The 20,284-nt window shown below is 62.1% G+C and carries 26 protein-coding genes; 7 read left to right on the forward strand and 19 right to left on the reverse strand.

Features of this window, described 5'->3' with window-relative positions:
• Positions 1–5: 5 nt before the first annotated feature.
• On the reverse strand, positions 6–797 hold the full coding sequence (gene blaOXA / locus H3H55_RS35540; protein ID WP_193102827.1) for a class D beta-lactamase: 792 nt from the start codon (positions 795–797) through the stop codon (positions 6–8).
• Positions 798–1,220: 423 nt separating this feature from the next.
• On the opposite strand from blaOXA, the gene H3H55_RS35545 reads away from it, so the two are divergent.
• On the forward strand, positions 1,221–1,364 hold the full coding sequence (locus tag H3H55_RS35545; protein ID WP_193102828.1) for an HHHH-motif protein: 144 nt from the start codon (positions 1,221–1,223) through the stop codon (positions 1,362–1,364).
• A gap of 269 nt (positions 1,365–1,633) precedes the next feature.
• Here the strand turns inward: H3H55_RS35545 and H3H55_RS35550 are convergent, their stop codons facing one another.
• From H3H55_RS35550 to H3H55_RS35615, 14 genes are all read right to left on the reverse strand, one after another.
• Positions 1,634–2,332, reverse strand: coding sequence for a thioesterase II family protein (locus H3H55_RS35550; RefSeq protein ID WP_193102829.1), 699 nt, complete (start codon positions 2,330–2,332; stop codon positions 1,634–1,636).
• On the reverse strand, positions 2,329–3,384 hold the full coding sequence (locus tag H3H55_RS35555) for a DMT family transporter (protein WP_319022356.1): 1,056 nt from the start codon (positions 3,382–3,384) through the stop codon (positions 2,329–2,331). The genes H3H55_RS35550 and H3H55_RS35555 overlap by 4 nt, the downstream gene beginning before the upstream one ends.
• Positions 3,326–4,090 carry an SDR family NAD(P)-dependent oxidoreductase gene (locus H3H55_RS35560; RefSeq protein ID WP_193102831.1) on the reverse strand — a complete coding sequence of 255 codons (765 nt, stop codon included), beginning with the start codon at positions 4,088–4,090 and terminating at the stop codon, positions 3,326–3,328. The genes H3H55_RS35555 and H3H55_RS35560 overlap by 59 nt, the downstream gene beginning before the upstream one ends.
• Before the next feature lie 37 nt (positions 4,091–4,127).
• Positions 4,128–5,015 (reverse strand): dihydrodipicolinate synthase family protein, encoded by an 888-nt coding sequence (locus H3H55_RS35565; protein ID WP_193102832.1) that lies wholly within the window; start codon positions 5,013–5,015, stop codon positions 4,128–4,130.
• A 24-nt stretch (positions 5,016–5,039) separates the two neighbouring features.
• Complete coding sequence (locus H3H55_RS35570) at positions 5,040–6,107, reverse strand: aminotransferase class I/II-fold pyridoxal phosphate-dependent enzyme (protein ID WP_193102833.1); 1,068 nt, start codon at positions 6,105–6,107, stop codon at positions 5,040–5,042.
• A gap of 105 nt (positions 6,108–6,212) precedes the next feature.
• Positions 6,213–6,860: an HAD family hydrolase gene (locus tag H3H55_RS35575; RefSeq protein ID WP_193102834.1), complete on the reverse strand. Its 648-nt coding sequence runs from the start codon at positions 6,858–6,860 to the stop codon at positions 6,213–6,215.
• Positions 6,861–6,872: 12 nt separating this feature from the next.
• Complete coding sequence (locus H3H55_RS35580) at positions 6,873–7,112, reverse strand: acyl carrier protein (protein WP_193102835.1); 240 nt, start codon at positions 7,110–7,112, stop codon at positions 6,873–6,875.
• Positions 7,113–7,123: 11 nt separating this feature from the next.
• Positions 7,124–8,656 (reverse strand): class I adenylate-forming enzyme family protein, encoded by a 1,533-nt coding sequence (locus tag H3H55_RS35585; protein WP_193102836.1) that lies wholly within the window; start codon positions 8,654–8,656, stop codon positions 7,124–7,126.
• A gap of 139 nt (positions 8,657–8,795) precedes the next feature.
• Positions 8,796–9,560 carry a glutamine amidotransferase gene (locus tag H3H55_RS35590; protein ID WP_193102837.1) on the reverse strand — a complete coding sequence of 255 codons (765 nt, stop codon included), beginning with the start codon at positions 9,558–9,560 and terminating at the stop codon, positions 8,796–8,798.
• Positions 9,561–9,667: 107 nt separating this feature from the next.
• Positions 9,668–10,756, reverse strand: a complete 1,089-nt coding sequence (locus H3H55_RS35595; RefSeq protein ID WP_319022357.1) for a phosphotriesterase-related protein — start codon at positions 10,754–10,756, stop codon at positions 9,668–9,670.
• Positions 10,753–11,760, reverse strand: a complete 1,008-nt coding sequence (locus H3H55_RS35600; protein ID WP_226800699.1) for an ABC transporter permease — start codon at positions 11,758–11,760, stop codon at positions 10,753–10,755. The genes H3H55_RS35595 and H3H55_RS35600 overlap by 4 nt, the downstream gene beginning before the upstream one ends.
• 2 nt (positions 11,761–11,762) lie before the next feature.
• On the reverse strand, positions 11,763–12,551 hold the full coding sequence (locus H3H55_RS35605) for an ATP-binding cassette domain-containing protein (RefSeq protein ID WP_226800700.1): 789 nt from the start codon (positions 12,549–12,551) through the stop codon (positions 11,763–11,765).
• 47 nt (positions 12,552–12,598) lie between these two features.
• Entirely contained in the window at positions 12,599–13,441 is an 843-nt protein-coding gene (locus H3H55_RS35610) for a substrate-binding domain-containing protein (protein ID WP_264299693.1), read from the reverse strand.
• 287 nt (positions 13,442–13,728) lie between these two features.
• Positions 13,729–14,784, reverse strand: a complete 1,056-nt coding sequence (locus H3H55_RS35615) for a LacI family DNA-binding transcriptional regulator (protein WP_193102839.1) — start codon at positions 14,782–14,784, stop codon at positions 13,729–13,731.
• Positions 14,785–15,119: 335 nt separating this feature from the next.
• Here H3H55_RS35615 and H3H55_RS37820 point away from each other — a divergent pair, with 335 nt between their 5' ends.
• Positions 15,120–15,410, forward strand: a complete 291-nt coding sequence (locus H3H55_RS37820) for a LuxR C-terminal-related transcriptional regulator (RefSeq protein ID WP_413464007.1) — start codon at positions 15,120–15,122, stop codon at positions 15,408–15,410.
• Between the two features lie 81 nt (positions 15,411–15,491).
• Here the strand turns inward: H3H55_RS37820 and H3H55_RS35620 are convergent, their stop codons facing one another.
• Together H3H55_RS35620 and H3H55_RS35625 are read right to left on the reverse strand one after the other, a co-directional pair.
• Positions 15,492–15,704: a twin transmembrane helix small protein gene (locus H3H55_RS35620; RefSeq protein ID WP_048246513.1), complete on the reverse strand. Its 213-nt coding sequence runs from the start codon at positions 15,702–15,704 to the stop codon at positions 15,492–15,494.
• The gene (locus tag H3H55_RS35625; RefSeq protein WP_129518418.1) at positions 15,701–16,051 is read right to left on the reverse strand and encodes a hypothetical protein; all 351 of its coding nucleotides are present in this window, start codon (positions 16,049–16,051) and stop codon (positions 15,701–15,703) included. Before H3H55_RS35625 ends, H3H55_RS35620 begins: the two co-directional genes overlap by 4 nt.
• 228 nt (positions 16,052–16,279) lie before the next feature.
• Here H3H55_RS35625 and H3H55_RS35630 point away from each other — a divergent pair, with 228 nt between their 5' ends.
• Together H3H55_RS35630 and H3H55_RS35635 are read left to right on the forward strand one after the other, a co-directional pair.
• On the forward strand, positions 16,280–17,038 hold the full coding sequence (locus H3H55_RS35630) for a YoaK family protein (protein ID WP_048246514.1): 759 nt from the start codon (positions 16,280–16,282) through the stop codon (positions 17,036–17,038).
• Between the two features lie 87 nt (positions 17,039–17,125).
• Positions 17,126–17,311: a ribbon-helix-helix protein, CopG family gene (locus H3H55_RS35635; RefSeq protein WP_021158209.1), complete on the forward strand. Its 186-nt coding sequence runs from the start codon at positions 17,126–17,128 to the stop codon at positions 17,309–17,311.
• Between the two features lie 33 nt (positions 17,312–17,344).
• On the opposite strand, the gene H3H55_RS35640 is transcribed toward H3H55_RS35635, so the two are convergent.
• Both H3H55_RS35640 and H3H55_RS35645 read right to left on the reverse strand, forming a co-directional pair.
• Positions 17,345–18,181, reverse strand: coding sequence for a spermidine synthase (locus H3H55_RS35640; RefSeq protein ID WP_193102840.1), 837 nt, complete (start codon positions 18,179–18,181; stop codon positions 17,345–17,347).
• A 43-nt stretch (positions 18,182–18,224) separates the two neighbouring features.
• The gene (locus tag H3H55_RS35645) at positions 18,225–18,578 is read right to left on the reverse strand and encodes a zinc ribbon domain-containing protein YjdM (RefSeq protein WP_412025689.1); all 354 of its coding nucleotides are present in this window, start codon (positions 18,576–18,578) and stop codon (positions 18,225–18,227) included.
• A 288-nt stretch (positions 18,579–18,866) separates the two neighbouring features.
• On the opposite strand from H3H55_RS35645, the gene H3H55_RS37515 reads away from it, so the two are divergent.
• From H3H55_RS37515 to H3H55_RS35660, 3 genes are all read left to right on the forward strand, one after another.
• Positions 18,867–19,130, forward strand: coding sequence for an HPr family phosphocarrier protein (locus H3H55_RS37515; RefSeq protein ID WP_319022358.1), 264 nt, complete (start codon positions 18,867–18,869; stop codon positions 19,128–19,130).
• Between the two features lie 67 nt (positions 19,131–19,197).
• The gene (locus tag H3H55_RS35655) at positions 19,198–19,419 is read left to right on the forward strand and encodes a hypothetical protein (RefSeq protein ID WP_193102841.1); all 222 of its coding nucleotides are present in this window, start codon (positions 19,198–19,200) and stop codon (positions 19,417–19,419) included.
• Between the two features lie 140 nt (positions 19,420–19,559).
• Positions 19,560–20,102: a carboxymuconolactone decarboxylase family protein gene (locus H3H55_RS35660; protein WP_048246519.1), complete on the forward strand. Its 543-nt coding sequence runs from the start codon at positions 19,560–19,562 to the stop codon at positions 20,100–20,102.
• Positions 20,103–20,284 lie beyond the last annotated feature (182 nt).

Raw genomic sequence — 20,284 nt, forward strand, 5'->3', positions numbered from 1 at the left:
AAGCCTCAGCCCGGTAATGCGTCGAGAGACCGTAATACCTGGCGGACGATTTTCTCGCGCTTCGGCAAATCTTCCATCCGGTTCGGCGTATCGATGTTGAGCGCGAAGAATACCGGGCCGTCAGGCCATTCAACCCACCCCACCCACCAGCCGATCTTGCCGCTCCACCCGGATTTTGCGCGAAGAATCCAGTCTCGACCCGCCTCATTGATCAGGACATCCTTGACTATCAACTGGTGTTCGACGCGGAACGGCAAGGTGTTGTTGTAGAGACGGCGCAAGAAAGCGACCTGTTCCTGAGCCGATATTGCAAGATCCCCGTCGACCCAGAACGGTTCCGCACCACTTGAAAGCGCATTCCCGTAGGGAATCTTCCGCATGTATGCGGCTTCTTTTTCTCGACCGATTTCCTTTGCAAAGCGCTCGAAAACCCAGACAGCCGAGTTGCGTACGGCAGAACGCAAGTCCTGGTCGTGATTCCACGCGTCGATAGGACGCTTTACACCGTCCCAGGGAATGATCTGAAACTCGTCGCGCAACACACCGGCGTCGAGCGCAATCAGGCTGTGGGGAATCTTGAAGGTCGACGCGGGTGACAGGCGTTGCGCAGCGCGCGCCCTGTCGTGCACGAAGACCACTTCCTTTCCACCTCTCAGGTCGGCGACGACAAGCGTTCCTTGTGCGTTGGCTTCGGTAAAATATTTGCCCCAGGTTTCGCCGTCAGGCGCAGCAGCAAATGCGCCACTTGAAACCGCGGCCGTGGCGAAAGAGGCAAGTAAAAAGCGACGTCGATTCAATCTTGTGTAGTCCTCTTCAAAATTCCATCATGTCCAGACCGAGCTCGGTCAGGCAATCAGGGGGCTGGCAATGATAGCATTTCGCTCCGCGCCTATTTCGCTCGCCGCAATCACCAGTGCTCGGTTTGTCGACGATTTGTGGCCGCGGTTCTTAATTCCCACTGGGCCGTTTTCGACCTCCGACGTGATTTTCGCGGGCCGCCGACATCCCGGGCTGCATCACCCTCTCCGAGCGGAAATGATGCTTGCTGCGTACTGTTCATCGCGAATCCCCGAGAGTGACAATCGTTCAATTTTCGCTGCGCGGGGCCAAGTAGCATGGATTCCAAGTCGCGCGAGTCAGGCAGGCGCCAGACTTCAGCGTGATGTCTACCGCGACGGAATTGTCACCACTAACAACTGCTACATCATTGGAGAAGCGCGATGAAAAGAGCGAAAGCACTGCTGCTCGTCGGTCTGGTTACGGCTGCCGCCTTTGCGGCACTGGCACCCGAGGCGGCGCAGGCGAGTCCGCACAAGGTCTGCCATTTTCATCATCTGCATCGCACCTGCCACTGGGTCCGCTGATCCGCCCGACGCTCGGTAGCAACACGTACCAGCGGCTCGGGAAAACAGTCACCGCAAGCCGATCTCACAGGATCGGCTTTTTCATTTCAGGTGGGAGAGCGGCAGCTCAAACCGTTACGGGTTCCGCAATAGGCATTCACTGCTCAGGGCGCCCGTGGTTCCGCCGGGGGGTGTGGATACGTTTACCCGATGGACCGCCCGCCAAGAAAAGTTGTCACCGGACGGGCGTCGCGAAGACCATTGTCACCGATCGACAGGAATCGGGACGATCACGTCAGCGCTTCAGCTACGGCTGGCAATACGCGGTCAGGATGCTCGTGCAGAAAGAAATGCCCGCCGGGAAACGCGAGAACATCATGGCCGGCACGGCTGTAACGCGCCCATTCGGGCAGCCAGGCGGTCGCCACCGCGGTGTCGTCCTCGCCATGCATGACGACGATTCTGCAATCGAGACGCACACCGGATTCGATCGTCGAACGGGATCGAAGCATGACGAGATCGTCACGAAAGCGACCCAGATAATGTTTCAGGAAGCGCCCATTCGACACGAGCGCATCGGGCACACCCCCGACTTCCGTCAGCAGATGCATCAGCCGCCCGTCATCGAGTTCGCCTTGCTCGGCATCGGATGCACAGTGTGGCGGATTCCTGCCGGACACGAACACGCATCGCGGCGCAGCCTCCCCTCGCCGGGCAAGCACGCTCGCGACGTCGAATGCCAGAAGCGCGCCCATGCTGTGTCCGAACAACCCGTATGGCATGCCGCCGGCCTGATCGGCGGAGATGGCATGAGCAAGCTCTTGCACGGCCTGATCGTAATTCGCGTAGGCACTTTCACCGTATCGCACACCACGCCCGCGGTACTCGAGCGGGACGATTTCCAGCCCGTCGGGCGCCAGGCCTGTCCATCCGGCGAAGCTCGAGGCCTGTCCGCCGGCGTGCGGAAAGCAAAACAGGCGTCGTGTCATGGCCGGTCGCTCCGCCCGGCACCGGGCGGCACGACTGCGTGCCTCGCCGTGCCCGCATGCGTCATCGTGATGCCGATCGCAACCAGCACGAGCGCCGGCACCACGTACCATCGCAACGGTTCGCCCAGCAACGCCGACGACAACAGCACGCCAAAGATCGGTACGAGAAAGAGATAGACCGATACGGCCCCCGCCTTGTTATACGACATCAGGCTGTTCCAAAGCAGGAAACTCGCGGCCGATACGAACGCCAGATAGGCAAGCATGAGCGCCGCCCCGAACGAGAAGTCGAACGGCGCAACACCGACGTTCGCAGCGCCGACCGCGATCAACGCAACACCACCGACCAGCATCTGCATCGCGGTGAGCGGCAGCACGGGCAGGATCGCGGGCGCCGCCTGCTTGCTCAGCATGTTTCCCAATGCCGCGAAGAACATCGCCAGCAACATCAACGCCTCGCCTCGTCCCATCGTGAATGCGTAGCCGTTGGCCATCACGTGATAAAACACGATGCCGGCAAACCCCAGTACGGCGGCCGCGGCCTTGGTCGGGGTCATGCGGTCGTCGGCATGCATCAGATGGGCGAGCCCTAGCTGAAAAAACGTGAGCGTGCCGGCGATGATCGAGCCTTCCATACCGCTGCTCAGCGCAATCCCCGCATAAAAGAACACGTATTGCAGGAATGTCTGCACGACTCCCACGCGCACGATCGCAACGATCGTTGCCCGGCGCGGCGGCGGTCGCGAGACACCCGCGACGGCCATCAGCGCGAACAGCAGCAACGCCGCCAGTACGAATCGATAGCCAGCGAACTCGATCTGCAGGAATGTGTCGCCGCGCTGAATGCCCAGCATGCCGTATCCAACCTTCACGACCGGAAACGCGCTGCCCCACAGACAAGTCGCGGCCAGCGCCGTCACGAAGCGGCCCGCGGGCGTCGCGAGAAAGTGCGTGACGCCGGACGATGCCGGCCGCAACGCGCGATCGACCGGTTCATTTCGCAACATAACCTCCATCGACCAGAAGATCCGCTCCGGTAATGAAGGAGGCATCTTGCGACGCGAGAAAGCACACGGCCGCCGCGACCTCCTCCGGTCGCCCGAGTCGGCCGAGGATATGCTGCTGCGCGAGCCGGCGCTCGATGATCCCCGCGTCCAGCCCGTGTTCGTCGATATAGCGGTTACCCGACGTCGATGCGATATAGCCCGGGCACACGCTGTTGACACGAATATTGTGCCTGGCGAAATCGATTGCCCAGCATTTCGTCAACCCTCGCACCGCGAACTTGGTTGCGTTGTAGACCGCGAACTGCGCCTGTCCAACCAGCCCGCTGATCGACGAGAGATTCACCACCGCTCCGCCGCCCGCCGCCACCATGAGCGGCAGGCAAAAGCGGGTGACGAGCGAAGTGCCGATCACGTTGACGCTGCAGAGCGCGTTCCAGTCGTCGACCGTCGCGTCCACACCCTGTCGGGCGAAGAGTGCGGCGTTGTTGACGAGCACGTCGATTGCCGGCGTGGCCGCACCTATTTCCCGGAACGTATCGCTCACCGAACGCTCATCGCGAATGTCGACCTGCATCGCCCGGCATCGCACGTCGCTTTGCCGTTCGAGTTCGTTCGCGACAGCGAAAACGGCCTCGCTCCGGTCAAGCAGCCACAATGCGCACTGCTCCTCCGCGAAGCGGGTCGCGATCGCATGGCCGATTCCGGCCGCCGCACCAGTCACCACCGCCGTCTTGCCGGCCAGTCCCCTCATCGATGCCCTCCCCGTTGCGAATCGTTCGTCGGCACGATCAAAGCAGCCCCTGGACCTTCAGCATCGCGACCAGATTGTCGATCCTCGAGCGCGGTAACACGTGAAGCGGCGGGCGGACCGTATCGTGGGCAATGATTCCCATCCGGTTCAGCGCGACCTTGAAGCACTGGATGAATTCATTTCGAATGGATCCCGTCACGAGCGCTTGCGGCGCGATGTGCCTGTCGTGCAACGCCTGCGCCTGATCGATCTCGCCGGCCTGGACGAGCGCGAAAATCCGGTTCAGCACCGACGCCCTCAGATTGCCTGCCGCGGTGGTCAGGCCATCGGCACCCTCGATGAGTTCCGGCATGATCAACAGATCCTCCCCGGCAAAAACCGAGATCCGCCCATCGAAATGCGAATGGTATTGCCGAACTTTCGTTACCTTCGGCGTAGTCAGTTTCACATATCGCATATGCGGGCTGACATTCAGGACCGCCTCGACGACCTCGACAGGAATTTCCGTCCCGCCGCCGCCATCGTAGACCATCATGTCGATCGCGCCGCGCTGCGCGATTCGGGAGAAATGCGCGATCATGCCCTCGGCGGTCGGCTGATGGTAATACGGCGGAGGCGCAAGCACGGCCGCCGCTCCCTTTTCCCTCGCGTACACCGCCATGTCGGCGGCGATCTCCGAACCCGAATGCGCAACGCCGACGATCAACGCGCTCCGGTCGCCGATTCTCTCGGCCGCGACATCGATGACACGACGCTTTTCGCTGTCGGTCAGACTGAAGAATTCACCGGTCGTGCCCAGTACGATGATGCCCGCGACGTCCTGAGCGACGAGATGGTCGATAAGGCTGGACAAGCTGGCCTCATCGAGTTGGTAGTCCGGCTTGAACGGTGTGACGACGAGAACCTGATTTCCGTGAAGTGACATGCGTGCCTCGCAACGGGTTTGAATTCAAAAGGATTTGCCTAACCGGTGCATCGCTTCCTCGATGAGCGCTTCGTTCACGCTCAGCGCGAATCGAACGAACGACGTGCCCGAAAGGCCGTACACCCCTCCGGGGTTACATGCGATCCGGTGTTCGCGCAACAGCCGGGCCACGTGCTCGTCCGACCGCTCGGCATCGGGCGTGCGCGCCCACACGAACATGCCGGCAGGTGGCGGGAACACGTCGTATCCGCAGGCGCGCAGCCCATCGACAACCCGGTCGCGCCGCACGCGGTATCGGGCTCGCAAATCGCGATGGAACGTGTCGGACAGGCGAAGTGCCGCCGCGCCGGCCTGCTGAAGCGCCGGGAACGGACCAGCGTCCGTGAACTGTTTCAGGCGAAGCACCCGTTCGACGACGCCCGGGTGGCCGACCATGTAGCCGAGCCGCCAACCGCACAGATTGAACGACTTCGACAGCGAGCCGACTTCGACCGCAACCTCCAGCGCGCCAGGTACAGACAGTACGCTGGGGGGCGGCGCATCGTAGTAGAGCTCCGCGTACGCGCTGTCGTTGCAGATCACGAACCCATACTCATGCGCCAGTGCGACGGCTTTCTCGAACGCATCGAGCGGCATGACGGCACCGGTCGGATTATTCGGATAATTGAGGAACAGGATCTTCGTGCGTCGAAGGACGCTTGCCGGCACCTCCGACCAGTCGGGCAGATAGCCGTGCTCCGGACGGCATTGAATCGCGTGAATTTCCGCGCCGAACAACGCGGCATTGCCGCGGTACGTCGTATACGCGGGCTCGCAAATCATCACGACATCGCCCGGTTCGACGAGCGCCATGCACAGGTAATGTGCGCTCTCCTTGCAACCGAGCAACGCCAGCGTATTGCGCGCCGCATCCAGCGTCACATCGAAACGCCGGCGATACATGCCGGCCACTGCCTCCCGGTAGTCGCGTTCGCCGGCGGACTCGTGTGCGGCATAGCGATGATTGCCCGGGTCGGCAATGCTTCGGGCGAGGTGATCGACGATCTCGGGCGGCGGCGGAAAGTCGGGGTTGCCGATCGTGAAATCGATCACGTCGTCACTGGCGCCGCGCTGCGCTTCGAGCTGCGCGCGTATCGACGCGGATAAATAAACGCTCGAATCCGTCTGCGTTCGCATCAGGGCTGGCATGAATTCCCCTTATGCGAACGTGTTGACGAAACCTTGCAGGACATTGCGCAACTCGGACGGCGACTGGACCATATAGCCGGGGCGCTCGTTTCGCAGCTCGTCGACGGTGCCGGTTCCCCACGTGACCGCGCAACTGGAGACTTGCGCGCCATGCGCTGCTCGGAGGTCGTTGGCCGCATCGCCGATCATCAGCGCGTCCGCATGCCCCTCGCCCAGCATCCGGAGGGCCTTGAGGACCGGTTCAGGATCGGGCTTCGGATTCGCTACATCGTCACCGCATACGATTGCATCGAATACGTTCCCCAGTCCGATCTTCTGCAGGATATGCAGCGTACGTTTGCGATCTTTCCCGGTCACGAGCGCGAGCTTCACGGATCGCGACTTCAGATCGCGCAGGAGTGCGTCCATGCCGGGCACGACTTCGATGAGATTCGACAGCCGGTTGCTGTAATGGCTGAACGCGTCATACATCGTCGAAGGCAGTCCCATCTTTTTCATGATGTTGTCGAACGAGTCACCCATATGACTGAGGTACTCGTTGACGGGTGGTTCGCCCCCGTCGATCGTATCCTGGTAGCTGAGCGTGAAGGCTGCCTTGATGACCGGCTCCGAATGGATGACGACGCCGTCGAAATCGAACAATGCCGCGCGAATCATGATCCGCTCCTTCTATTGAGGTTGACGATTGGCGAGATACCGGGTCAAGTCGTCGACCGTCCGGAACAATTCCGGAACGAGGTCCTCGTCTTCGAACCGAATTCCCGTGACTTGCTCAAGCTCGGCCACGATCTGGATGAAGGCCAGCGAATCGACCCTCAGGTCATGCGTCAGGTCCTGATCGCCGCGTATGCCCGGTTGCTTCATGATCCCGGCCAGCGTCCGGTGAACAATCTGTTCCATGGATTGCATGGCACTTCCTCTCAGTTGTGTTCGAAACGGATCTTCAGGACCAGCAATTCGGCGCGGACGATCTTTCCCAGATGATTGCGCGGCAGTGCCGGCACACGCACGACACGCAGCGGCCTCAGTTCGGGCGACAGCCTGGCCATCAGATATTCGTCGAGGTCGCCGGCGTCTCCCGACAATTGCACGAACGAATAGACGTCCTGCGATGCGCGTTCATTCTCGATGCCGATCGTCGCCGAGTCGACGACGCACGGATGCGACGCAATGACGTCGTCGATATCGCGGGGATTGATCTTGATGCCGCCGCGGTTGATGACGTCACCCTTTCGCCCGCCGAGAAACAGATACCCGTCTTCATCGACCGTACCGATGTCGCCGATCAGGTACCAGCCGTCCCGGAACGCAGCAGCCGTCCGGTCCGGGTTCTTGTAATATCCATCAAATATATACGGACTACGAATCATGATCTCGCCGTCGTCGCCGATTCTTACCGTGCACTTGGCGGGAATCCGCCCGACCGAGCCGGACCGAAACGGCACATCCTTCGTGTAGTACGCAACGAGAAGCGCCTCCGTCGACCCGTAGTTCTCCAGGATGGGAGCACCGAAGGCGGACTCGAACGCGTCCTTCAGGGATTCGTCGAGCCGGGATGACCCGCAGATGACGAAATCGAGCCGCCCGTGGATATTTTTTCGATACCGCGGCTTCATCCTCAGCAATCCGGACAGCATCGCCGGCACGCAGACGAAAACATTGCCGCCGCCATCTGCGACGACCCTGTCAAACGTGGCGGCGACCTGTGCATTGAACGGCGGCGTGATGACCGCCCCTGCGCCGAAGAGAAACGGTTGCAAGGTGCTGTACGTCCAGCCGTCGATATGGCTCATCGGCATCGAAACGATGAATCGCGTCCCGGCTCCCACTCCCAGGTCGAGGCCGTAATCCACGATGTTCTCGATGAAACGCCCGCATTTGATGACCGCGCCTTTGGACGATCCGGTCGTTCCGCTCGTATACAGAATCGCAACCGGATTATTCGCTTCGAGTGTTACGTCGAGCACATCGGCGGGTTCGTTCAAAATCAGATTCCGATATTCGATCATCTCCGAATTCAATCCGGCTTTCGATATCGATATTCCCGCCTGGTGCAATATGATTCGTGTTTCCGTTTGCTCCAGAATCTGATCGACTTTTTCCGGACTCCAGTCCGGATCAACCGGCACGGCAATCATGCCCTGCCTCAAAACGGCGAAGTAGCTGATCACAAATTCCAGCGTATTCCCGAAAGCCAGGACAATCCGGTCCCCCGCTACCGCCCCCAACATGTTGATTTTGCTGCAAACAACCGATGACATGCGATCGACGTCGCGATATGTCAACTGGACGCCGGAGAAAAAGTCGACGGCCAGGACATGGTCGCCATGGATATCGAAAATTTGTTTCGGCGAAAAAACCGCCCCGTCTTTCAGACGCTGAACGATTTCCCGTGCTGGTTCATCCGGCTGGATTATCTGCCACATCGCGACTTGCTCCCTGACTTGCACCATTCTGGTGATCGTTACTCGAGGAACTACATCGTCAGCAAAAAACTTTTACTTCTAGTAAACCGGTTTATAAAAATTACGTCATGGTGCGCAGGATTGTCAACGTGAAATTAAAAGACTGTGAAAACGCGACGCATCTTCGTCAATGCGCGGCCGATGCGTCCGTCAACCAGTCGAGACAGTTGATCCACAATTGCGCGTAGCCGGCCCAGTTCATGAACTCCGACGGCATCCAGTGATGCGACATGTCACTCGTCCATGCCACCGTTCGTCCCTTGCCGTAGCCGCCCGCGACGAGCAGCGGATGCCCTGTCTCGGGTACGGTCGCGAGCACCGTCGCCCCCGGCTTCGATTGCACCTCGTTGTAGCCGAGCAGGTGCGGCCACGCATGTCCCAGCCCGGCGAGCAGCGGATGCGGTCCGTTGACCTGCGGCACGAACCCTTCGGGGACCTCGACGCGATCGTCGTAGGGCAAGCAGGTCACCGGGAGGACTTCCTCGACGGGACTATTGCGAAAGCGTGCGCTGGCATTGATGCCCTGAAAACTCAGATAGCCTCCGATCATCATCAGCGCGCCGCCGCCAGCCACGTAATCCCGCAGCAACTTCAGCCGATTGGGCATGCGCTCGCTTCTCGCCCAGGTATTCGGGTGCAACAACAGCGTATTCGCACCGATATCGGACAGAATCACCGCATCGTATCGCCGCAGTGCGTCGAGCTCCAGCGGGAACGCCTGTTGCGCCTCATGGCTCGGCATGTGGGTGACGCGATATTGGCTGTCGCTCATGCAGGCCAGAAAAGCGACTGCCCCACTGTGATAGGTCACGGTCGAAAACTGATCGAATCCTTTGACGTGCACGGATGAACTCGACCAGCTCTCGCCGGCAAGAAGTACGGATTTCTTCATGGGCTCCCCCTGTCGATCGGTGACACGAGTCACGTCCGGTTTGCCTCGCTCTCGCGAAGTAAACCGGTTTACAAACGCCGCGCCGTTTCCTGGCGAGACATGCCTGTTCAGCCTGTTTCCTGTATCCGCGAAAAAACGGCGGCGGGATTCCCGACCAGAAGCGCATCGAGTTGCGCCTCCGTGACGCCATGCCGACGAAGCCGCGGGACGAAATGCTCGAGGATGTAGCCGTATCCGTAGCCGCCGTAGCAAGTCAGCATCATCTTGAGGAAGACATCCTGCGAAAGCAGCACGCGATTTCCGTAGCCGGCATCGATCAGCGCCTTGACGGCTCGGGCGTTTTCCTCGTCCGACGGACATTGCGCGTCGTCGTCCGCATAGTAGTAGTCCATACCGATCATGTCGTACTCGAGCCAGCTTCCACGCTCCGCCAGTGCATGCTGGTAGTCGGGATCGAGATGGCTCGGATTCATGTGGCAAAGAATCGTATGCGATGGATCGGCCCCTTCCTCTTCGACGATGTCAAGCACGCGATGACCATGGCGGTGCCATCCCGGGAGATGCACCGACAACGGCACGCCTGTCGCCGCGCTGGCGCGGGCGGCCGCCCGCAACGATTTTTCCTCGTCGGGCGTAAAGGCCGCCGATACACCGATCTCGCCGATCAGCCCGGCGATCACCGCAGGACGCTCCGCCGCGCCGCCAACGTCGAAGATCAGTTGCGCGGCCAGCTCGCCGATCGTTCGCTCCCGTACGTAGCGAGGATGAGAGGACTCCAGATAAAAACCTGTCGACATCACGATATGGAGCCCGGTGCGTCGCGATATCTGCTGCAATGCGACCGGATCACGACCGATGCCGAGGTTGGTGGGATCGACCACCGTCCGGCCGCCGAGCGTCTTGAACCTGGCCAGTTCGTCCACCGCGACGTCGGGATCCTCGAGTCGGCAGTTATCCCGATTCATCAACGGATTCATCCGCAGCGCGCCGAGGATGCCGATGTGGACCTTCTCTTCACCCGGATGACGCTCCGCGCAATCGCACGCGGGCGTCCATTTGCCGGATGCGTCGAGCAGGATGTGTTCATGCATCAGCGTGATGCCCATCTCGTCGACGGCAATCGGGCCGAGCACCGTCATCACATGGCCGCTGCCGACTCCGATGAGCCGTGACGGATCGCACACGGAGCCGGTCACGCGGCGCTCCCGTGCCGACGCCGCGGCATGAAGACGCGTGTATTGAGCCAGATCGCGAGCAGCATGATGGCGCCCTGAAGAATTTGCGTATAGAACGGCGACACGTGCAGCAGGATCAGTCCGTTATTCAGCACCGCAATCGTCAGCGCGCCAAGCACGGTTCCGACAATCGTGCCGACACCGCCGAACAGACTGGTGCCGCCCAGCACGACCGCGGTAATCACGTCCAGCTCGAAGCCCGTGCCTTGATTGGACGATCCGCTGCCCAGCCGCGCCGCGATGATCATGCCGGCCAGCGCGGCCGCCATGCCGCTCAGCAGGTAAGCACGCAGCTTGATACGCCGCACGTCGACACCCGCGCGCCGCACCGATTCCTCGTTGCACCCGAGCCCCGTGACGTACCGGCCGAATCGGGTATATCGCAGCGCCGCCCAGCCGGCCAGCACCACCGCGACCGCAACCAGCACCGGCAACGGGATACCGAGCACCCATTGTCGCCCAAGGCCGGTAAACAGCGGTGCATGCTCGATCGGCAGCGAATAGCCCTGCGTCACGGCGAGCGCGGCACCACGCACGATCGACAGCGTACCGAGCGTCACGATGAACGGCGGCATGCCCGCGTAAGCGACGAAATACCCGTTGAGCAGGCCGATCGCGCATCCCAGCACGAGCCCGCCGCCGATGACGACCGGCTCCGGCATGCCGGCCTGCAATGCCATCGCGCACAGCGCGCCGACAAGAGCCAGCGTCGAGCCGACCGACAAATCGATCCCGCCGGTCGTGATGACGACGGTCATCGCCGTGGCGACGATCAGCAGTGGCGCGCATTGGCGTGCGATGTTGAACAGGTTGCCCGTCTGATGAAACGTGGCGCTGGACAAGGCAAACACCGCCGTGCACACGAGAAAGAACGCCGCGATGCTCGCCACGCTCGCATGGCGGCCGAGCCAGTACGTGAACGCCGATCGCGCCGGATCGGGTACGAGCGCAGTCGTCATTTCCATGTTCAATTCTCCATCGGCTGGTGTGCGGTGCGCCCATTGAACCGCTGCCCGACGATCAGGTCGACGACCTCCTCGAGACTGGTCTCGCCGATCAGGCGGTTCGCAACATTGCGTCCCTCGTACATCACGCTGATTCGATCACATACCCGGAACAGATCCTGAAGCCGGTGCGTAACCAGGATCACGCTGACGCCTTTCGCGCTGACCGTGCGAATCAGCTCGAGCACCGCCTCGACTTCCGCGACGGCAAGTGCCGCCGTGGGCTCGTCCATGATCAGCACTTTCGGATCGAACGACACGGCGCGCGCAATCGCAATCGCCTGACGCTGGCCGCCGGACAGATGCTCGACATTGACGCGCGTGTCGGGAATGCGAATGCCGAGTCCTTTGAGCATGTCGCGGGCCTGCGCATGCATTGCGCCGAGATCGAGCACGCGCAAGCCGCAAATCCGGCGCATCGGCTCTCGGCCGAGGAACAGGTTTCCGGCGACGTCGAGCGTGTCGCACAGGGACAAGTCCTGATACACCATTTCGACCCGATGCCTGCGTGCGTCGGCCGGCCCGGAAAAGCTTACCCGCCGTCCGTCGATCTCGATGTCGCCGGCGTCCGGCACGACCGCGCCGGACAACACCTTCGAAACAGTCGATTTTCCCGCGCCGTTATCGCCGACGAGACCCAGCACGGCGCCGGGCGGGACCTCGAGGTCGACGCCGCGCAGGGACCGCACAGCGCCATATCGCTTGGCGATGCCGGTCATCCTGACACGCGGCGGCATTGAAATCGCGTTCATGTCCGTTCTCCAGTCGCAAGGACGGCGCCCCGGGCCGTCACGCGGCGTTATCGATAGGCGACCCTGAACTTATCGAGATTGGTCTTCGTGACGATGGTCGCCGGTACCGCGATCAGCCGATTCACCGGCTTGTGCTGAATCAGCCTGAGGGCCGCGTCGACTGCCGCGCGCCCCTCGCCTTCCGGATCCTGCTGGACGACCGCGATGACACTCCCATCGTCCAGCCCCTTGACGGCCTGAGCACTCAAGTCCCAACCGACGATCTTCACGCGATCGCCGGTATCCTGGGCCCCCAGCGCGGCAAGCGCGCCGATCAATGCCGGTTCTCCGGTCGCATAGATGAGTTGCAGGTTCGGACTTCCGGCGATCAGATTCTCGCCCGCGGCCTGCGCACGGTCCTGAACGTTCTGCCCGTCCACCGCCGCGACGACCTTTGCTTTCGGTTCCCCGGCAAGGCCGGCCTTGAATCCGTCCACGCGCAGGTTCTGGACATAGGAGTTGAATGCGCCGAGCACGCCGATCTGTGCGCCGCCGCCGAGCCTGGCAGCGATATAGGAGGCTGTGAACCGACCGATATCCTCGGCGACCTTGCGATTGTCGACACCGACCTGGACGTCGTTGTCACCATTGACGATCGCATCGATCGCGACGACCGGAATGCCTGCCCGCCTGGCTTCGCGAATCGCGGGCTTGATGCCGTTGACGTCGATCGCGGCCACCAGAATCGCGTCGACCCTTTGCTGGACATAGGTTTCGATCGCGTTGTTCTGCGCAACGGGATCGTTATTCGAATTGAAGACGATCAGGTCGGCGCCCGCGGACCGCGCGGCCGCTTGCGCACCGGCGTTCATTTGAGTGAAGAACAGGGCCTGCTGATTGACCTGGACCAACGCGATTTTTCTGGGTCCGGCCGCGAATGTGTCGCACACTCCGAACGGTATCGATGCGATGAACAACCAGACCGCCGCAACACGTATTCCCCGAAATCTTTTCATCGCCCTCACCCAGTAAGGAAATGTCCTGATCCGACGGCCTCCGCGCTCCGTCAACCCCGATCAATCCGGCACGCGGTCATTTGTGATGTAAACCGGTTTACAACCAAGATAAATAGAGAAATTTTGTCTGTCAATACCTGAGGAAGATCAGTCGCCTCGCCCAAAGACGAGGCATCGCTCTTTCAGCGGGTCTTTGCGCGTTTCGCGGGGCGCAAAATCGCTTTCGGCGGCGCCACCGACGCGCGCTCGATCAGACGAACAGGCAAGCGCTGAACCGACCGGCTGCCAACATCGTCGGATTCACTCGTCAGGGCGCCGACCAGTGCATCCACTGCGGCCCGTCCAAGTTCACGCGCCGGTTGCCGCATCGTTGTGATAGGCGGCATCAACAGACTCGCGAATTCCATGTCGTCGAATCCGACAAGCGAAATGTCCTCCGGCACGGCTCGCCCGCTCTCACGCAGCGCTTCGAGAATGCCGATGGCGAGATAATCACTTGCCGCGAAAACTGCGCTCGGAGGATCGTCGATCGCGAGCAATTCGGCCGTGACCGCTCGTCCGAATGCGCGCTCGTACGTACCGTAGCGCACCAGCGACGGATCGAACGCAACGCCGGCCTCCTTCAGCGCGCGGCGATAGCCTTTCAAGCGTTCGCCGACGGTATACAGGAACTGAGGGCCAGTCACGTGTGCAATCCGGCGATGCCCCGCGTCAAGCAAGTGCTTCGTCGCCAGGTATCCACCCTCGACGTTGTCGACAAACACCTTGGGCACATTCGTGCCTGGCACATCCTCATCCAGGATGACGATATTCGCCCGATCATCGATCAGCTTGCGCAGTTGACCATCATCCGGCCGGTTCGAAACCAGGATCAGACCGTCGAGATGACGGGTATCGACCCAGTTCAGATAGTAAGCTTCCCGCTCGATCAGATTGCGGGTGATGCACAGGGAGAGCCCGTATCCCCGTTCGCGCACGGCTTCTTCAACCTCATCGGCGAGTTCGGCGAAAAACGGATTCGCGACGTCGGGCATCGCGAGCCCGATCGTCTCGCTGCTGCCGAGACTCAGGCGCCGGGCCAGACTGTTCTGTCGGAAATTGAGGGTCTCGATCGCATCGTTCACACGTGTTGCCGTCGAATCCGGCAGCACCAGCGTGCCATTGAGATAGCGGGAAACCGTTGCCTTGGAGACTGCGGCCAATTTCGCGACGTCACTGATGGTTGGGATCTTGGGCACGGCCGTCATCCTGTAAGCATGACGCATTCTAGCGCGCTCAGCCGTCGAGTGACGGTCATGCAGAGATACCCGCTATTCGCCCGGCGCCGCTCCACCATGGCAGCCCGGATTTTGCGCGTTGACACTTCGGTACCAGCGGAACCGCACCTGGCAAGCGCTTGCCACGCGTGGACGTCGGGGAGTTTGCTCTGTGTCAGTGGCTACGGCGAGTGCTCCTCGCACACGCCAGCATCTGCTGAAGGGTCGCCAATTCACGCATCGCGCAACCATGCATGACAAGCATTTCGGGGCGACATCTCCGATTTGCACTACGAAGGCCAAGTCGCGGCCGGTTGATGCGCATACGTGATATCAGCGACGCGCTCGCCCATGTGCTACAGCATCCGGGTCGCGGTGTCGCACCGCCGGTTACCACACGGGAGCGGGACATCCTCATGCCGATCGCCAGCGGACACTCCAGCCAGGACATCGCCACCCGGCTGAATCCGAGCGTGCTGACGGTGACGCGCTACCGACTCCCCCCGCGATCTCAGGGCGATCAAACGGCACGCGCTCGTCCTCCGATAGACGGGTATCTGCCCGACTCGCAATACGTTCACCGACTTCCGACAGCCATAGCGGGATAAGTATTCTTATCACAACACACTGATTACAGAATCAAACTTCCATTTTCCAGAACGCCCCGCACGCAACGGGGCGCACCCCGCTCAACGCCCGATCGGCAACCCGGTCGGTTCGATCCAGCCGAGCTTGTACGCGATCAGCAGCGACAGGAACAGCGTGACCGACAGCCCGACGCGTGCCGCGAGCGACCACGCCATCCGCTTGGACTTCCCGCGATCGTGATTCATGAAATACAGCGCGAAGATCAGGCTCGCGATGATCAGCGCGAATGCCACGGAAACCAGCAGAGTTTTCATTGGTGTTGCCCTTGAAGATCGGAATCGGCCTGAATCAGTTCGGCCAGTTTTTGCCGTTCGTCGGCGAGGTTGCCGACGCCCGACGCCGGCCAGTCCAGCGCGACGCCGTTGCCCAGCGAATCGCGCACGAGCGTCTGGTAGCGCCGGTCGTTGATCCGGCCATGGTCAATCGCTTCCGAGATCTCGCGCCGGAACGGCAGCGGGAAACTCGCGTACGCACGCGACAGCGCCGCATATTGTCTCGCATCGATCTCTTTCGACGATGGTATGACAGTCCAGATCACCACGGCCACGATGGCCGTGAACGGGATCGCCGTGTAGCGAAGAATGAACTTGGTCGGGGTCATGAAACGGTGGGTCGAAGTCATCGCGAAGGCGGGCCGTGCGGCAGCGAAGCCGCGGGCAGGCCGCGCCGCACACATTGTACTGAAAGCCCCATCGGGCCAACAGAGTATGATAATGGCATTATCATGTTCGTCACATGATTCGAGAGACCTGGCGCCGCGTGCAAGCGGCCGTCCGGCGCCGGTCTTCCCGTCCGTGCCCGCAACCCGCGGCGATTGAGCGAAGCCCCTATGCCAGCGCAGTACTTTCGAAACCTGACGGGAAAACACCGCAGCGCGACCGCGAACCGCCAGCTCGGGTTTTCGCTCGCGTTCGTCGCCGGCGCCGCCAATGCCGGCGGCTTCCTCGCGGTCAGGCAATACACGTCGCACATGAGCGGCATCGTGTCGGCGATCGCCGACCAGACGGCGCTCGGCGACGTGCGGCTCGCACTGGCCGGCATCAGCTCGCTGGGGTCGTTCCTGATCGGTGCCAGTTGCTCGGCGATCCTCGTCAACTGGGGGCGCCGCCGCGGCCTGCAGAGCCAGTTCATGCTGCCGCTGCTGGTCGAAGCCGCGCTGCTGCTCCTGTTCGGGCTGCTCGGCAGCCACCTCGCGCTGTGGGAAACGTTCTTCGTGCCGGTGACCGTGACGCTGCTGTGCTTCATCATGGGGCTGCAGAACGCGACGATCACCAAGCTGTCGGGCGCGGAGATCCGCACGACGCACATGACGGGCATCGTGACCGACCTCGGCATTGAGCTCGGGAAGCTGTTCTACTGGAACCGGTCGGCCGTCGACGTCGACGCGCACGCGGTCATCGCCAACCGCTCGAAACTGAGGATTCACGGCGCGATGCTCGCGTCGTTCTTCGTCGGCGGCCTGGCCGGCGCGATCGGCTTCAAGCATGTCGGCTACGTGTCGACCGTGCCGCTCGCCGCCCTGCTCGTCACGCTCGCGATCGTGCCCGTGATCGACGACCTGCTCGCGTTGCGCCGCGGCAGACGCTGATCGCGCGCCGGAGCGGCGCTTTCGGCGGTAGTCCGCCAGGCGGATCGATTATAATTTGATTAACATACCGACCACCCGCGCCCTGCAATGGAAACGAAAACCGCCCGCCTGACCGTCCTGATCGACCCCGCGAAGAAAGAAGCCTTCGAGATGCTCTGCGCGGAGCAGGATCTCACGCCGTCGCAAGTCGTACGGCAGTTGATCCGCGAGTATCTCGACCGGCACGGCGTGACGTACAAGACCAAAAGCGCGCTCGGCAAGCGCGTGAAGTAAGTGCGGCCGCACGGGCCGCACCACCGGCGCCGCTTATGCGCCGATTTCCCATCGCCCGTGCGACTGCGCACGCCACACCAGCCGCTGCGGATCGACACCTTCCCCGTCCTTCATGCGCCTTGCGGTGGCCGCCAGCTTGAGCTCGCCGGCCTGCACACACGCGAGCGCGCGTTCGAGCAGGATGCGCAGCGACGGCAGCCGTTGGTCGTCCTTCCACGCGAACGCGACGAAGTTGTTGTCGTCGCCGCACGGCACCAGCGCATACGACGAACCGAACACCGATCGCAGTTGCTCGAGATGCCGCGGCAGCGCCGGATCGTCGTCCATCAGGTTGATCGCCAGCACGCCGGCTTCGCTCAGGCGCTCGCGGCACGCGTCGAGAAATGCCGCGCCGGTACACCGGCCCGGCGTGCCGTCGGCGACAAACGCGTCGTGCAGGATCACGTCCGTCCGGATGTCCGCGCGGTTCACATGATCCGCGCCGTCGGCGCACACCACGGCGAATCGCGCATCATCGGCAGGAATCCTGAACACGTCGCGCAGCGCGATCACGTCCGGGTTGATCTCGACCGCGTCGATCGCCGTGCCGGGCAGGTGCCGGTAGCAGTACTTCGCCAGCGACCCGCCACCGAGCCCGAGCATGCAGATATGTGCGGGCGCCGGCTGCAGCAGCAGGAAGCCCATCATCACGCGCGTATAGCCGAGTTCGAGCCGGATCGGATCCCGGAGCAACATGAAGCTCTGCGTGCCGAAATGATCGAAGTGCAGCGACAGCGCGTGCCGCGTCTCCAGCACGAAAGGCCGGCCGTCGTTCAGTGGCGTCGACAGAAATTCGACAAACGCGTCGTAGGAAGTGCGATCCTCTGCCATGCCCGGGTAGCCAGATGCAAACGGTTGGTCCAAGCGGGCGCGCTCAGACCTTCTTCAGGTAGCAGGCCTTCAGCATGAAACCGCCCATGTCGGTCTTGCAGTCGACTTCGTGATCGCCGCCGACGAGCCGGATGCTCTTGACCTTGGTGCCCATCTTCAGCGTGATCGACGAACCCTTCACGCGCAAGTCCTTGATCAGCACGACCGAATCGCCGTCCGACAGCACGTTGCCGTTCGCGTCCTTGACGACATCGCCCGCCGGTTCGTCGCCCGCTTCGGCACCGGCGCCGGCCGACCATTCATGACCGCAGTCGGCGCACACGGTCAGCGTGCCGTCCGGGTAAGTGTTTTCCATCGCGCATTGCGGGCAGGCGGGGGCGTTCATTGCGGCTTCCATTCGGGGAGTTGAGTCGATCGAAACAATGCCGGGCGAGCAGGCACGTCGCCCTGGCGGCATCGACGCAGGTGCCGACGGATCGGCAGGCCAGCGTCGGCACACACGGCATTATAATGGAATACACATATATTGCCCGCCGTATTATAATCCCCCACTTCCTGCCGTTCATCGGACTTGCCGGCGATTTCACCGAGATTGCCAGCAAGTTCAAGCAAGATGGCACGCCCCGGTTACCCGATCGGCGCCGCGCACTGATCCCGACGACCCGTCCAGAGGCTATCCGACATCGTGGCAACCGTTGTGTACGTTGAAATCGGCCCCGCGTGGAACCGCAACCGCGGCGGCACCGCACGAAACGCAACCGTCGAAGCGGCACGCGGCTTCGAAAGCGACATCCTGATGATCGCGAACGGGCAAAGCGGCAACGCGAAGGACGACACGGCAATCGCGTCGCTGCAGGTGCATGGCGGCGCATCCGCGCAGGTGCTGGCCACCGGTCCCGACGAGGAAGCGGCGCTTCAGGCGCTGCTGCCCCTGCTGCAAGCGCGCTGACCCGCGCGCGACGCGATGGCACGGCATGGCGCCGTCCATCCCCGAATCTCCATTCCACGAGGAAGCGATGAGCGACAACTTCACGTCAAACGCCCCGAACCTGTCAGCCTCCGCCATCTGGGCGCTCGAACGCCTCGCCGATGTTCGCTACGGACGCGATGCGCCGGCGCTCGGCTGGTCGATCGCGCGAGAGCTCGTCAACGCGGGCTTCGTCAGCCATTCCGCACACGGCCGCTCCGGCGCGTCGATCACGCCCGAAGGTCGGACCTTCCTGAAAAGCCGGAAGTAGGTCGCGCCCCGCGCGCCAATCAGCTTGATACTTTTGAGCATCGTTTTGGCGATTTTGCGTCTTATGAGGATCAGTCTGCGCTTCTAAAGTGGAGTCACCCCGAACGAACGGGCCTCAACTTTCCAGTCAAGGAGCCAGTCATGAGCCGCATCGCCATCCCCGCCATCGAATCCGCCACCGGCGCAACCGCCGACGTGTACGCACAAGTCCGCAAGGTCGCCGGCGGCACCGTCCCCAACCTGTTCGCCGCCGTCGGCCATCTCGCGCCGAACGCGCTCGCAGCCGTGCTCAACGCCGAAGGCGTGCTCGCCGGCGGCACGCTGAGCAAGCAGGATCTCGAAACGATCAAGCTGCTGGTCAGCGCCGACACCGGGTGTGACTACTGCGTCGCCGCGCACAACCTGCTCGGCAAGATGACCGGCCTGTCGGCCGACGCGCTGCGCGCGATCCGCTCGGGCCAGCCGGGCACCGGCGACGCAAAGCGCGACGCGCTGATCCGCTTCGTGCTGAACCTGCAACGGACCAGCGGCACGATCACCGACGACGAATTCGCGGCGATCCGCGAAGCCGGCTACACGGATGCGCAACTCGCGGAAATCTCGCTCGCGATCGCGCTGACGATCTTCACCAACACGTTCAACCGCATCAACGACACGGTCGTCGATTTCCCGCCCGTGAAGTAAGCGGTATCGCCGGCATCGGGACGGCATGCGTCCCGATGCGGATTCCCTCTCTGTTTCAACCGCGCCCGTCCCGGCCCCGTTGCCGCGACGGGCGTCCTGCGTCGATCACCGCAGCAACGCCGGATCCGCCGCCGCCATTCCCGCCGGGAATGGAAGTTATGCGCGTGCGCCCGCTACCGACG

The sequence above is a fragment of the Burkholderia sp. Z1 genome, assembly GCF_014893795.1.
GTDB classification, from domain to species: domain Bacteria; phylum Pseudomonadota; class Gammaproteobacteria; order Burkholderiales; family Burkholderiaceae; genus Burkholderia; species Burkholderia theae.